Below are 14,203 nucleotides of genomic sequence, written 5' to 3'. Positions count from 1 at the left end.
GGGCGGGAGGAGCGCCGCATGGCGACGGGGTACGCGGAACTGCTGCGGGGGCGCCACGTGCTGCGCCTCCTGGCGGGCACGCTCGTGGGGCGGCTTCCCCACGGCACGGCCGCACTGGCCATCGTCCTGTTCACCCGGGCCGACGGCGGCGGCTACGCGCTGGCCGGCGTGTTCGCCGCGGCGCACGGACTGGCCACGGCCGTGGGCCAGCCGCTGCTCGGCCGGCTGGTCGACCTGCACGGGCAGTTCCGCGTGATGCTGCCGGCGGCGGTGGCCTCCGCGCTCGCGATGGGCCTGTTCGCCGTGCTGGGCACCGAGCCGTTCGCCGCGGCCTGCGCGGCCGTCGTGGTCGCGGGGCTGACCACGCCGCCGCTTGAGGGCGGGCTGCGCGCCCTGTGGCCGAGCGTGCTGGGGCGCGCCGACCTCGTGCACCGCGCGTACGCGCTGGACGCGGTCGCGCAGGAGGTGATGTTCGCGGGCGGGCCCCTGGTCGTGATGCTGCTCGTGGCCGCCTGGTCCGAGGCCGCCGCCCTGCTGGTGATCAACGCCGTCGGTGTGCTCGGCGCCCTGTCGGTGGTGCTGTCCGCCCCTTCGAGGCGCTGGCGCGGAGCGGCGCGCGAGGCGCACTGGCTCGGTGCGCTGCGCTCGCGGGGGCTGCGCACGCTGCTCGGGTGCTTCTTCTTCGTGGGCGTCGCGCTGGGAGCCATCTCGGTCGCCGCCGTGGCCTACGCGGACGAGCGCGGGAACGAACTGGTGGCGACCTACCTGCTGTCCGCGCTCGGGGCCGGCGCGCTGCTCGGCGGCCTGTGGTACGGGGGCCGGGAGTGGACGGGAGAGCCGGAGCGGCGCCTGCTCGGCCTCACCGCGGCGCTGGCCGCCTGCTACGTGCCGCTGTTCCTGGTGCCCGAGCACGTCGCGGCCATGACGGCGCTCGCAGGCGTCGCGGGCGTCTTCCTCGCACCCGCCCTGGCCTGCGCGTTCGTCGTCGTCGACCGGCACGCGCCGGTGGGCACGGTCACGGAGGCGTTCTCCTGGCTGGTCACGACGTTCGGGGTCGGCACGGCCGTGGGCACGGCCGTGGTGGGCCCGGTCATCGAATGGGGGCGGGACGCGGCGGGGTTCGCGGTGGCCGCCGCGGGCGGCGCCTGCGCCCTCGCGGCCCTGCTCGCCGGCCGGCGCGCGCTGGCCGTCCCGGCCCTCGCGCCTACCCCGTCGCGGTGATCGCAAAATGATCGAAACGCCGCACGCCAACCCGGTTTCAGAACCCGGCATCGGGCGTAATGTTCACTCATGGATCGCCGAATCTTCGGGTTGGAGAACGAGTACGGCGTCACCTGTACGTTCCGCGGGCAGCGGCGGCTGTCACCGGACGAAGTGGCGCGGTACCTCTTCCGCCGAGTCGTGTCCTGGGGCCGCAGCAGCAACGTTTTCCTGCGGAACGGCGCACGGCTCTATCTGGACGTCGGTTCGCACCCGGAGTACGCCACCCCCGAGTGCGACAACGTGACCGAGCTGATCACGCACGACAAGGCCGGCGAGCGCATTCTCGAAGGGCTGCTGGTCGACGCCGAGCGGCGGCTGCACGAGGAGGGCATCGCCGGCGACGTCTACCTGTTCAAGAACAACACGGACTCCGCGGGCAACTCCTACGGCTGCCACGAGAACTACCTGGTGGCCAGGCACGGCGAGTTCTCGCGGCTCGCGGACGTGCTGATCCCGTTCCTCGTCACGCGCCAGCTGGTGTGCGGCGCGGGCAAGGTGCTCCAGACGCCGCGCGGCGCGGTCTTCTGCGTGAGCCAGCGCGCCGAGCACATCTGGGAGGGGGTCAGCTCGGCCACCACCAGGTCGCGGCCCATCATCAACACCAGGGACGAGCCGCACGCCGACGCCGAGCGGTACCGCAGGCTCCACGTGATCGTCGGCGACTCGAACATGTCGGAGACGACCATGCTGCTGAAGGTCGGGGCCACCGACCTCGTGCTGCGCATGATCGAGGCCGGCACCGTGATGCGGGACCTCACCCTGGAGAACCCGATCCGCGCCATCCGCGAGGTCAGCCACGACATCACGGGGCAGCGCAAGGTGCGGCTCGCCACCGGGCGCGAGGCGTCGGCGCTGGAGATCCAGCAGGAGTACTACGAGAAGGCGCTGGACTTCTGCGAGCGCCGCGGCATGCGGACCGGACTGACCGAGCAGATCCTCGAACTGTGGGGGCGGGCCCTCGACGCGATCCGCGCCCAGGAGCTCGACAAGATCAACACCGAGATCGACTGGGTCATGAAGTACCAGCTCATCGAGCGGTACCGGGCCAAGCACAACCTCACGATGTCCCACCCGAGGGTCGCGCAGATAGACCTCGCGTACCACGACATCCACCGGCGCCGCGGGCTGTACTACCTGCTGGAGCGCCGCGGCCAGGCACAGCGCGTCTGCAACGACCTGAAGATCTTCCAGGGCAAGTCGGTGCCGCCGCAGACCACGCGCGCGCGCCTGCGCGGCGACTTCATCCGCCGCGCCCAGGAGCAGCGCCGCGACTTCACGGTGGACTGGGTCCACCTGAAGCTGAACGACCAGGCGCAGCGCACCGTGCTGTGCAAGGACCCCTTCCGCTCCGTGGACGAGCGGGTGGAGAAGCTGATCGCCGGCATGTGAGGCGCGGCCGGGCGCCGGACAAACGGGCACGCAGGGGAAGAAGCCGTAGGGTGGGCGGGACCAGCGGGGTCCCGCCCCGGACGTGCTAGCCCAAGTTGGACAGATGATCCCCACCAAACGAGCGCACCGCGTCGCCGCGGTGCTGGCCGTTCCCGCACTGCTCCTGACTGCCTGCGGCTCCGAGGACTCCGGGGCCGCCGACGACTCCTCCGCCCCTTCGGGGCCGGTGGCCACCGTCTCCGGTGATCTCGGCGCGCCCCCGGAGATCACCGTCGACGAGGACGCCGAGATCGGCGAGGAGACGGTGGTCGAAGTCGTCAGTGAGGGGGACGGCGCCGAGGTGCGGGACGGGGACTTCGTCCGGGTGGACGTGGTCGGCCAGGTCACCACCAACCAGATGGAACTGCTCAACACCTGGGCCAACACCGAGCAGACCCAGGGCGGCGGGCAGGCCGATGAGGGCGGCGAGGCGCCCCGGCAGCAGTTCGTCGTGCAGGTGGGGGCCGAGTCCATGATCCCCGCCCCGGCCACCGCGCCGCTCGCGGGCACCACCGTGGGCAGCCGGGTCCAGGTCGAGGGATCGGTCACCGAGATGCTCGGCGCCGGGGCGGTGAACGCCGGCTTCGGTGAGCAGGACGGCGTGGTGTGGGTCTTCGACATCGGCGGCACGGTGACCGTCGACGCCGCCTCGCACGTCGAGGGCGAGCACGCGGCCACGGCCGACGGCATGCCCGAGGTCACCGACCAGGGGGACGAGGCGCCCGCCGTCACGATCCCCGAGGGCCAGGACCCGCCGGCCGAGCTCCAGGAGCAGGTGCTCATCGAGGGCGACGGCCCCGAGGTCACCGACGGGCAGGGCGTCATCGCCCAGTACGTCGGCCTGACGTGGGCCGACGGCGAGACGTTCGACTCCTCCTGGGAGCGCGGCGCCGCCTCCGGATTCCAGATCGGCACCCAGTCGGTCGTCGCGGGCTGGGACCAGGGCCTGGCCGGCAAGAACGTGGGGGACCGGGTGCTGCTGGTGATCCCGCCCGACCTCGGCTACGGCGACAACGAGTCCGGCAACGGCGCCATTCCGCCCGGTTCGACGCTGGTGTTCGTGGTCGACGTCATCGGCGTGGTCTGAGCCCCCACCCCGCCCGGAGGGCCGTCGCACGGCCACAGCAGACTGGGGTGCCGCGACGGTCGACGGCTGCGTCCCGGCACGGTCGCGGATTCTGTCCGAGGTTTCGTCCACCGGCATGCCCGCGGGTGTGTCCGCAAGGAGGAGTGAGTTTCTGTGAGCACCGAGAAGCCCGAGGTCGACTTCCCCGGCGGCGAGCCGCCCGCCGACCTGGAGATCAAGGATCTCTGGGAGGGCGAGGGCCCCGTCGCGCAGGCCGGGACGGAGGTCTCCGTGCACTACGTGGGGGTCGCCTTCAGCTCCGGTGAGGAGTTCGACGCCAGCTGGAACCGCGGCGCGCCGCTGCGCTTCCAGCTCGGTGCCGGCCAGGTCATCCCCGGTTGGGACCGCGGCGTCCAGGGCATGCGCGTCGGCGGTCGCCGGCAGCTGATCATCCCGCCGCACCTCGCGTACGGGGACGCCGGCGCGGGCGGCGGGCGGATCAAGCCGGGCGAGACGCTGATCTTCGTCTGCGATCTGGTCTCGGCCTGATCCGCGCAGGCGGTACGGTGGGCCCATCCCCTCGCGGGGGTGGGCCTGCTGCGTTGAGGAGGAGGGGCGGCGCGTCAATGGCGATTGCCAAGGCCGAGCGGCTGATGAATCTGGCCCTGTGCCTGCTGGGGACGGGACGGGCGCTGACCAAACGGGAGTTGCGCACCTCCATCGAGGCGTACCTTGAGGTGGGCTCCGACGACGCCTTCAACCGGATGTTCGAGCGGGACAAGGACGACCTGCGCGAGCTCGGCATGGTCATCGAGACGGTGGAGAACCTCGACGGCGACGTCGGCTACGTGGCCCGTCGCGACCGCAACCAGCTGCCGCCCGTGACCCTGGACGCCGAGGAGGCCGCGGCCCTGGGCCTGGCGGCGAAGGTGTGGCAGCAGGCCAGGCTCGCCGGGGCCGCGAGCGGCGCGCTCCAGAAGCTGCGCGCCGCCGGCATGCCCCTGGAGGAGGACCGGGAGGCGTACAGCGCGCTCGAACCCAGGGTGCCGGCGGGCGAGGCGGCGTTCGAGCCGCTGATGATCGCCTGCCGGGACCGGCGCCCGGTGTCCTTCGACTACCGCAAGTCCAACGCCGCGCGCCCCGGGACCCGGCACGTCGAGCCCTGGGCCCTGGAGTGCTGGCGCGGGCACTGGTACCTCGCGGGCTTCGACCGCGACCGCGGCGCGGTCCGCGTCTTCCGGCTCTCGCGCATCGTCGGCCGCGTCAGGTCGCGTTCGGGAACGTTCACCGCCGAGGTGCCGGGCCAGGTCGCGGTGCGCGAGAGCGTGGCCAGGTGGGCGGGGGAGCACGCCACGGGGCAGGCCAGAATCCTCCTGCGCGCCGGCGCGGGCTACCCGCTGCGGGCACGCGCCACCGTGGTCAGCGAGCGGGACGGGGGCTGGGACGAACTGGAGATTCCCCACGGGCACGGCCTGGGCGCGTGGCTCGCGGAGTTCGGCCCGGACGTGATCGTGCTGGAGCCCGCGGAGCTGCGGGCGGACGTGGTGGACCGGCTGCGCGCCGTCGCCAAGGGCTGAGGGGGAGACCGACGTGGCGACCACGGCGATCGACAGGACCCGGCGGATGCTGTCGCTGGTGACCTACCTGAGGGAACGGCCCGGCGCCCGGGTGGACGAGGTGGCCCGGGCGTTCGGCATCACGGAGGACGAGCTGATCTCCGACCTGAACGTGCTGCCGATGTGCGGCACGAGTTTCCGGGGCGGCGACCTGCTCGACATCGACACCGACGGCGAGCACATCTGGTGGTACAACGCGGACGCCACCGGCTCGGGCACGGGCCAGCCGCTGCGGCTGGCCGCCGACGAGGCCACCGCGCTGCTCGTCGCCGCCCGCGCGGTGGCCACCCTGCCGGGGCTGCGCGACGGGGACCGGGACGCCCTCGTGCGGGCCACGGCGAAGCTGGAGGCGGCGGCGGGGGAGAGCGCGGGGGCCAGCTCGCGGGTCTCGGTGACGTTCGAGTCCGAGGGCGGGGTGTTCGCGGACGTCGACCGCGCCATCACGGAACGCCGCAGGCTGCGCATCCGCTACTACTCGCCGGGCCGCGACGAGCTGACCGACCGGGAGATCGACCCGATCCGGCTGTTCGCGGTCGGCCACACCTACGTCGAGGCGTGGTGCCGCAGGAGCGAGGCGCGCCGCACGTTCCGGCTGGACCGGGTGGCCGGCATCGAACTGCTCGACACCCCGGCCGATCCGCCGCCGATCGAGCCGCGCGACCTCAGCGAGGGCCTGGTGCAGCCCGCGCCGACCGACCCCGAGGTGGTGATCGAGGTCGGCCCCGGCGGGCGCTGGGTCGCCGAGTACTATCCGCATGACGCGGCCGAAGAACTGCCGGACGGCGGGCTGCGGGTCACGCTCCGCACCCCGGACCCGGCGACGCTGCGCAGGCTCGCGCTGCGGCTGGGCCGGGACGGGCGCATCGTCTCGCCCCCCGCGCTGGCCGACAGCGCGCGTGAGGCGGCCCGCGCCGCGCTCGACCAGTACGAGGAGGTGCCGTAGCGGTGTTCTGGCCGATGTTCCAGCTCGCCCTCGCGTTCTGCGGGGTGGCCGTGCTCGGCGTGCTCGCGGTCCGCGTCGGCATCGAGGTGCGCCGGTTCGCGCGGGCCGTGGGGGACAGCACGGAACGGATCACCAGGGCGATGGAGGACCTGGAGCGTTCGGCGGCGCCGCTGGCCGCCAGGGGCGGACTGGTCCGGCGATCGAACGGCGGACACAATGCGGACGAATAGGTGGCCGTTCAGGCATTGCCTCGCGTTCACCCTTGCGCGTTAGGATTACTGCTCGTACGGGACGGTCGGGAATGTCCGTGCCGGACCGCCCGAAGGGCATTCCCCGATGAGAGAGAAGACGGAATTATGGGTCAGATCGGACCATGGCAGATCGTCCTCATCGCAGTCCTCGTCATCCTGGTCTTCGGGGCCAAGCGGCTGCCGGACACGGCCCGTTCCCTGGGCAAGTCGCTGCGCATCCTGAAGAGCGAGACCGCCGCGATGAAGAACGACGGCGGAAAGACCGACGCGGACGCCTCGACCGCGCCGTCCGCGGACACCGCGGCACCGCGCACCATCCAGGCCGCGCCGGGCGACATCGAAAGCTCCCGCCCCGTGGACGAGCCGAGGCGGACCTCGCAGGGCTGACGCCCCGCCGTTACCAGGAGTGAGGCCGGGCGGTCGGAGCTGATCCGGCCGTCCCAGAGACGAGGACGTGGGGTGCCCAGGGCCACGCGTAAGCAGGAGAAGGACCCCGAGGGGCGGATGCCTCTCACCGAGCACTTGCGCGAGCTGCGCAATCGCCTCGGTATTTCGCTGGCCGCGGTCCTCGCGATCACGATCGTCGCGCTGTTCTTCGCCAGGGACATCATGGAGGTGCTCACCGAGCCGCTCCCCGAGTGCCATGAGGTCAACGAGACGGAGCGGGCCACGGAGCGCTGCGCCACGCTCACCCAGCAGGGCCTGACCTCGCCGTTCGCGACCTACCTGCGGGTGTCGCTGCTGGTGGGCCTGATCGCCGCCTCGCCGGTGTGGCTCTACCAGGTGTGGGCGTTCATCGCGCCCGGCCTGCACCGCAACGAGAAGAAGTACGCGCGGTCGGTCGTCGCCGTCGGGGTCCCGCTGTTCCTGACCGGTGTCTACTTCGCCTACTGGCTGCTGCCCCGCGCGATCCCGGTGCTGTTGCAGTTCAGCCCTCCGGGCGTGGACAACCTCGTGACCGTCGAGGAACTGCTTGACATCACCGTCCGCATGGCGCTGGCCTTCGGGTTGTCCTTCGAGCTGCCCCTGCTCCTGGTCCTGCTGAACTTCGGCGGGGTCGTCTCGGGCCGGCGCATGCTGAGCTGGTGGCGCTGGATGGTCGTCGGGATCGCGGTCTTCGCCGCCGCCATCACCCCGACCGACTTCATGTCGATGATCGCCCTCCAGGTCCCGGTCACCGGACTGTACTTCCTGGCCTGCGGCATCGCCCTGCTCAACGACAAGCGGCGGCGCAGGTCGAACCCGGACCACGCGCTGAGCGACGACGAGGCGTCCGACATCGACCTCACGCCGTCCAGCATCGACGAGCCCGAGCCGGTCACGACCGCGCGCGACGGCTCCCGTCCGGAGTCCGGGGGATCGACCCGGCTCAACGGCTTCGACGACGCCACCTGACCCGGCGCGGCCGTGAGCGGCGAGATCACGCTGCTGGTCAATCCGGCGGCGGGTGAGGGGGGCGCCTCGCGCGCCGCCCTGCGCGCCGGGCGTGTGCTGCGGGACGCGGGTTTCCTGGTCCGCGCCGTCGTCGGCGCGGACGCGCGGGACACCGTGCGGCGTGCCCGCGCCGCGGTCGACCGGGGCACCGGCGCCCTGGTCGTGGCCGGCGGGGACGGCACGGTGGGGCTCGCCCTGCGCGCCGTCGCCGGAACCACCACGCCGCTCGGCCTCGTCCCCGCGGGCACGGGCAACGACATCGCGCGCGCCTGCGGGCTGCCGCTCGGCGATCCCGCGGCGGCGGCCCGGCTGGTCGCGGCGGCGCTGAAGGGCGGCCACGTCCGCGCGTTCGACCTCGGCCGGGTGGGGCCCGCCTGGTTCGGCAGCGTGCTGGCCTCCGGCTTCGACTCGCGCGTCAACGACCGCGGCAACCGGATGCGCCGGCCGCGCGGGCGGCTGCGCTACGACGTGGCGATGCTCGCCGAGCTGGGGAGGCTGCGCGCCGTTCCCTACCGCATGCGGCTGGACGGCGGGCCGTGGCGCGAGTTCGAGGCCACGCTGGTCGCCGTCGGCAACGGGCCCGGCTACGGGGGCGGCATGCGCATCTGCGCCGGGGCGAGGACGGACGACGGGCTGTTCGACATCACGGTGGTCGGCGAGGTGAGCCGCCGCACGCTGCTGCGGGTCTTCCCGCGCGTGTACCGCGGGACCCACCTCGGCCACCCCGCGGTCTCGGTGCACCGCGCCGCCGAGGTGGTCATCGACGCGCCGGGGGTGACCGGCTGGGCGGACGGGGAGCCGCTGGGGCCGCTGCCCCTGACGGCGCGCTGCGTGCCGGGCGCGCTGCGGCTGCTCGCGCCGGCGGAGCCGGGCGGCGGCGCGGCGGAGCCGGCGGCCGGGCCGCGGCGGCCGTGACCGGTCGTGCCGGGCGCGCGGTGGCGGGCGGTCCCGGGCGGCCGGGAGAAGTCCCCGGGGCGCCGGCCGCCCGGGCCGGTAGGCTCGTAGGCACAATGACCGACCACATGTCCCCTGCTGAGCGCTACTCCGCCGCCAGGCGGCGCGCCGCCGAGCAGGCCACCGCCCTCGCGTCGTTCCGGGAGCTGTACGACTTCGGTCTCGACGCGTTCCAGATCGAGGCGTGCCAGGCCCTGGAGGCCGGCAAGGGGGTGCTCGTCGCGGCCCCCACAGGATCGGGCAAGACGATCGTGGGGGAGTTCGCCGTCCACCTGGCCCTGGCGCAGGGCCGCAAGTGCTTCTACACCACGCCGATCAAGGCCCTGTCGAACCAGAAGTACACCGATCTGGTCAAGCGGTACGGCGCCGACCGGGTGGGTCTGCTCACCGGTGACAACAGCGTCAACTCCGACGCGCCCGTGGTTGTGATGACCACCGAGGTCCTGCGCAACATGCTGTACGCGGGCTCGCAGGCGCTGCGCGGCCTCGGGCACGTCGTGATGGACGAGGTGCACTACCTCTCGGACCGCTTCCGCGGCGCGGTCTGGGAGGAGGTGATCATCCACCTGCCCGAGTCGGTGACGCTGGTGTCGCTCTCCGCGACCGTCTCCAACGCCGAGGAGTTCGGCGACTGGCTGGACACGGTGCGCGGCGACACCGAGGTCATCGTCTCCGAGCACCGGCCCGTGCCGCTGTGGCAGCACGTGCTCGCGGGCCGGCGGATGTACGACCTGTTCGAGGAGTCGGAGGACAAGCGCGAGGTCAACCCCGACCTGGTGCGCATGGCGCGGATGGAGAACAGCCGTCCGTGGACCGCGCGCGAGCGCTACCGCAACGGGCGCGACCGCAAGCGGGCCGCCGAGCGGGAACGCGAGCGCAGGCAGCGCGCGCGCACGTACACGCCGAGCCGGGTCGAGGTCATCGACCGGCTCGACGCGGAAGGGCTGCTGCCCGCCATCACGTTCATCTTCAGCCGGGCCGGCTGCGAGGCCGCCGTCCAGCAGTGCCTGCACGCCGGGCTGCGGCTGAACGACGCGGCGGCCCGCGGGCGGGTGCGCGAGATCGTGGAGCGGCGCACGGCCGCGATCCCCGACGAGGACCTGCACGTCCTGGGCTACTTCGAGTGGCTCGAAGGGCTGGAACGCGGCATCGCGGCGCACCACGCGGGGATGCTGCCGACGTTCAAGGAGATCGTCGAGGAGCTGTTCGTCCAGGGGCTGGTGAAGGCGGTGTTCGCCACGGAGACGCTGGCGCTCGGCATCAACATGCCGGCGCGTTCCGTGGTGCTGGAGAAGCTGGTCAAGTGGAACGGCGAGCAGCACGCCGACATCACGCCGGGCGAGTACACCCAGCTCACCGGGCGGGCCGGCCGCCGCGGCATCGACATCGAGGGCCACGCGGTCGTGCTGTGGCAGCGCGGCATGGACCCGGCGGCGCTCGCGGGGCTGGCGGGGACCAGGACCTACCCGCTGCGCTCGTCCTTCCGGCCCTCCTACAACATGGCCGTGAACCTGGTCGCGCAGTTCGGCAGGCAGCGCTCGCGCGAGCTGCTTGAGACCTCGTTCGCCCAGTTCCAGGCGGACCGCTCCGTGGTGGGCATCTCCCGGCAGGTGCAGCGCAACGAGAACGGGCTGCGCGGCTACCGCGAGGCGATGACCTGCCACCTGGGCGACTTCACCGAGTACGCGCGGCTGCGGCGCCGGCTGAAGGACCGCGAGACCGAGCTGGCGAAGCAGGGCGTGGCGCAGCGCAGGGCCGCGGCGCACACCTCGCTCGAACAGCTGCGGCCGGGGGACATCATCCACGTCCCGACCGGGAAGTTCGCCGGCCTCGCGCTCGTGCTCGACCCGGGCGTGCCCGGCGGGGGCGGCGGGCGGCGCGGCTTCGAGCACCACGAGGGCCCGCGTCCGCTGGTGCTGACGGAGCAGCGGCAGGTGAAGCGGCTGGCCTCGATCGACTTCCCCGTGCCGGTGGAGCCGCTGGAGCGCATGCGCATTCCCAAGTCGTTCAACCCGCGCAGCCCGCAGTCGCGGCGCGACCTGGCGTCGGCGCTGCGCACCAAGGCGGGGCACGTGGTGCCGAGGCGGCACCGCAAGGAGCGGTCGGCCGCGGCCGACGACCACGAGATCGCGCGGCTGCGCGCGGAGATCAGGGCCCACCCCTGCCACGGCTGCGACGAGCGGGAGGACCACGCCAGGTGGGCGGAACGCTACGAGCGGCTGCGGCGGGACACCAGGCAGCTTGAGCGGCGCATCGAGGGCAGGACGAACACGATCGCCCGTACCTTCGACGACGTGGCGGCGCTGCTGACCGAGCTCGACTACCTGCGGGGCGACGAGGTGACGCCGGACGGCCGGCGGCTGGCGCGGCTGTACGGCGAGCTCGACCTGCTGGCCGGCGAGTGCCTGCGCGACGGCGTGTGGGAGGGGCTCGGCCCGGCGGAGCTCGCGGCCTGCGCCTCCGCCCTGGTCTACGAGGCCAGGTCGGCGGACGACGCGCCCGCGCCCGAGGTGCCGGGCGGGCGCACGCGCCAGGCGCTGAGCGAGATGATCGGCATCTGGGGGCGGCTCGACGCACTGGAGGAGCGGCACCACATCGGCCAGGCGACCGGGGTCGGGCAGCGCGAGCCCGACCTGGGGTTCGCGTGGCCGGCGTACCGGTGGGCGCAGGGGAGCGGCCTGGACGAGGTGCTGCGGGACGCGGACATGCCGGCCGGTGACTTCGTGCGCTGGTGCAAGCAGGTCATCGACGTGCTCGGCCAGCTCGCCGCCGCGGCGCCCGAGGACGGCACGGTGCCGCGCACCGCGCGGAAGGCCGTCGACAAGATGCTGCGCGGAGTGGTGGCCTACAGCTCGGTCGGCTGACGGCCGCCGGGCGCCCTGGCCGCCCCGGTGGGCCGCCGTTCAGCCGCCCAGGGTGGTGAGCAGGCGCGTGAGGGAGCCGCCCAGGCCCCAGCGGGTGGCGAGCTCGTCCACGCGGCGCGGGTCCGCGGGCGCTGCGGGCAGCGCCGGGTCGTGGTCGGGCAGCGGGATGTCGGTGGCGACCCGGACCACGCGCGGGGCGACGGCCAGGTAGGGTTCGGCCTCGGTGAGCCTCTTGCGCTGGGCCGGGGTGAACCCGGGATCCTGCGCCCGGAGCGCGGCGAGGATGCCGTCCAGGCTGCCGTACCGGTCCAGGAGGCGGGCCGCGGTCTTCTCGCCGACGCCGGGGACGCCGGGCAGGCCGTCGCTCGGGTCGCCGCGCAGCAGCGCCAGGTCGGCGTACCCGGGGCCGTCGACGCCGTACTTCCCGCGCAGCGCGGTCTCGTCGAACGTGGTGAGCGTGCCGACGCCCTTGACGGGGTAGAGCACCCGCACACCACGGGCGTCGTCCACGAGCTGGAGCAGGTCGCGGTCGCCGGTGACGATGTCGACCGGGCCCGTGGCGCGGTGCGTCAGGGTGCCGATGACGTCGTCGGCCTCGTAGCCGGGCGCGCCGATCCTGGCGATCCCGATCGCGTCGAGCACGTCGAGGATGACGGGCACCTGCGGGGTGAGCGTGTCGGGAACGGCCTCGGCGTCGGGGCCGCCGGTTGTCTCCTCGGCGACGCGGTGTGCCTTGTAGGTGGGGATCAGCGCCACGCGCCAGGCGGGCCGCCAGTCCTCGTCGAGGCAGGCCACCAGGTCGTCGGGCCGGTGGTCGGCCACGAGCCTGGCGATGAAATCAAGCAGGCCCCGCACGGCGTTGACAGGAGTGCCGTCCGGGGCGCGGACGGATTCGGGGACACCGAAGTAGGCCCGGAAGTACAGGGACGCGGTGTCGAGCAGCATGAGTCGTCGGGTCACACCCCGGATCATGCCGCACCGGTCCCCGGCGGGTGACCCGCCCCTGGGGCCCGAAAAAATCGTTTGGTAAGCTAAGTATTAACGCTTTCTTGACGCTCATCGACCGAGCCGTCCGGACGCCTAGGAGGAGCCATCCGCTTTCCGACGCCCGCCCGACCCGGCCGCCGTCCGTTTTCCGCAACCGTCAGTGAGGGGTGAGAGTCATGGGACACGCCGACACGCTGCTCGCCATGGGCGGCGCCTTCGTCGCCGCCGCCATCCTCGCCCGCCTCGGCGGGCGCATAGGACTGCCCACGATCCCGCTGTTCATCCTCGCCGGGATACTTCTCGGCCCCAACACCCCGGGTTTCGTGCTCCTTGACGATCCGCACGACCTGGAGATGCTTTCCGCGCTCGGCCTGGTGCTGCTGCTGTTCTACCTCGGTCTTGAGTTCCACATGGACGACCTCAAGACCGGTGGCCGCAAGATGGTGGTGGCCGGCACCGCCTACCTGATACTCAACGTGGGGGCCGGCCTGGCGTTCGGCTTCGCGCTCGGCTGGGGCACCTCGGAGGCGCTGGTGCTCGCCGGTGTCCTCGGCATCTCGTCCTCGGCGATCGTCACCAAGGTCCTGGTCGACCTCGGCCGCATCGGCAATCCGGAGACCAAGCCCATCCTCGGCATCATCGTCGTCGAGGACATCTTCCTCGCCCTCTACCTGGCGGCGCTCCAGCCGGTGATCTCGGGTGCCGACGACGTGGGCGCCATGCTGCTCGACATCGGCAAGGCGTTCGGATTCCTGCTGCTGCTCGCCATCGCGGCCCGCTGGGGCACGGGCATCATCGGCCGGCTGTTCGACACCAAGGACAACGAGCTGCTGGTCATCTCCTTCCTCGGCGCCGCGGTGCTCGTGGCCGGGATCGCGGAGAAGTTCGGCGTGGCCGACGCCATCGCCGCGTTCATGGTCGGCCTCATCCTGGGCAACACCAGCTCCCGGGGGCGCGTGCTCAACCTCGTGCATCCGCTGCGCGACGCGTTCGCCGCGATCTTCTTCTTCGGCTTCGGCCTGTCGATCGACCCGGGCGACCTGCCGAGCGTCATCTGGCCGGTACTGGCCGCCGTCGTGGTCACGCTGTCGATGAACGTGCTGGCCGGCCTGTTCGCCGCGCGCATCTACGGCTTCGGCCCGCAACCGACGGCGAACGTGGCGACCACGCTGCTCGCGCGCGGCGAGTTCGCGCTGATCCTCGCCACCATGGCGGCAGCCGCTGGTCTCGACGCCAGGCTCTCCCCGTTCATCGCCGGATACGTGCTCATCCTCGCCGTGGTCGCACCGCTCGTGGCCGGGCGCTCGCACTGGCTCGCCCGCCTGCTGCCCGGCGGCAAGGTGATGGCGGAGCGGCAGCGGGAAGAGGAGGAGCAACCGGCTCCCGCGGCCCGGTGA

General features: G+C 72.9%; 13 protein-coding genes. 12 read left to right on the top strand and 1 reads right to left on the bottom strand.

Annotated elements, in window-relative coordinates; all coding sequences use genetic code 11:
• Nucleotides 1-18: 18 nt before the first annotated feature.
• From LC193_RS02545 to LC193_RS02495, 11 genes are all read left to right on the top strand, one after another.
• Nucleotides 19-1,221, top strand: coding sequence for an MFS transporter (locus tag LC193_RS02545; RefSeq protein ID WP_226070994.1), 1,203 nt, complete (start codon nt 19-21; stop codon nt 1,219-1,221).
• A 69-nt stretch (nt 1,222-1,290) separates the two neighbouring features.
• Nucleotides 1,291-2,652: a Pup--protein ligase gene (gene pafA / locus LC193_RS02540; RefSeq protein WP_226070986.1), complete on the top strand. Its 1,362-nt coding sequence runs from the start codon at nt 1,291-1,293 to the stop codon at nt 2,650-2,652.
• Between the two features lie 103 nt (nt 2,653-2,755).
• A complete protein-coding gene (locus LC193_RS02535) occupies nt 2,756-3,778 on the top strand; it encodes an FKBP-type peptidyl-prolyl cis-trans isomerase (RefSeq protein WP_226070984.1) in 1,023 nt (340 codons plus the stop codon).
• A gap of 153 nt (nt 3,779-3,931) precedes the next feature.
• A complete protein-coding gene (locus tag LC193_RS02530; RefSeq protein WP_226070982.1) occupies nt 3,932-4,306 on the top strand; it encodes an FKBP-type peptidyl-prolyl cis-trans isomerase in 375 nt (124 codons plus the stop codon).
• Nucleotides 4,307-4,383: 77 nt separating this feature from the next.
• A complete protein-coding gene (locus LC193_RS02525; RefSeq protein WP_226070980.1) occupies nt 4,384-5,334 on the top strand; it encodes a helix-turn-helix transcriptional regulator in 951 nt (316 codons plus the stop codon).
• Between the two features lie 13 nt (nt 5,335-5,347).
• Nucleotides 5,348-6,316 (top strand): helix-turn-helix transcriptional regulator, encoded by a 969-nt coding sequence (locus tag LC193_RS02520; protein ID WP_226070978.1) that lies wholly within the window; start codon nt 5,348-5,350, stop codon nt 6,314-6,316.
• 2 nt (nt 6,317-6,318) lie between these two features.
• The gene (locus LC193_RS02515) at nt 6,319-6,546 is read left to right on the top strand and encodes a hypothetical protein (protein ID WP_226070976.1); all 228 of its coding nucleotides are present in this window, start codon (nt 6,319-6,321) and stop codon (nt 6,544-6,546) included.
• Nucleotides 6,547-6,669: 123 nt separating this feature from the next.
• Entirely contained in the window at nt 6,670-6,954 is a 285-nt protein-coding gene (gene tatA / locus LC193_RS02510) for a Sec-independent protein translocase subunit TatA (RefSeq protein ID WP_226078456.1), read from the top strand.
• Nucleotides 6,955-7,026: 72 nt separating this feature from the next.
• Nucleotides 7,027-7,962, top strand: a complete 936-nt coding sequence (gene tatC, locus LC193_RS02505; RefSeq protein WP_226070974.1) for a twin-arginine translocase subunit TatC — start codon at nt 7,027-7,029, stop codon at nt 7,960-7,962.
• A 12-nt stretch (nt 7,963-7,974) separates the two neighbouring features.
• Nucleotides 7,975-8,916, top strand: a complete 942-nt coding sequence (locus LC193_RS02500; protein WP_226070972.1) for a diacylglycerol kinase — start codon at nt 7,975-7,977, stop codon at nt 8,914-8,916.
• 95 nt (nt 8,917-9,011) lie between these two features.
• Entirely contained in the window at nt 9,012-11,819 is a 2,808-nt protein-coding gene (locus LC193_RS02495) for a DEAD/DEAH box helicase (protein ID WP_226070970.1), read from the top strand.
• 39 nt (nt 11,820-11,858) lie between these two features.
• On the opposite strand, the gene LC193_RS02490 is transcribed toward LC193_RS02495, so the two are convergent.
• Entirely contained in the window at nt 11,859-12,764 is a 906-nt protein-coding gene (locus LC193_RS02490; protein WP_226078455.1) for a 5'-3' exonuclease, read from the bottom strand.
• A gap of 245 nt (nt 12,765-13,009) precedes the next feature.
• Here LC193_RS02490 and LC193_RS02485 point away from each other — a divergent pair, with 245 nt between their 5' ends.
• Nucleotides 13,010-14,203, top strand: a complete 1,194-nt coding sequence (locus LC193_RS02485) for a cation:proton antiporter (RefSeq protein WP_226078454.1) — start codon at nt 13,010-13,012, stop codon at nt 14,201-14,203.

Origin of the sequence: Streptomyces marincola (assembly GCF_020410765.1) — a bacterium.
Taxonomy (GTDB): Bacteria; Actinomycetota; Actinomycetes; order Streptomycetales; family Streptomycetaceae; genus Streptomyces; species Streptomyces marincola.
Note: the sequence above shows the minus strand (reverse complement) of the source record. Positions and strands in the feature narration are given on the sequence as shown.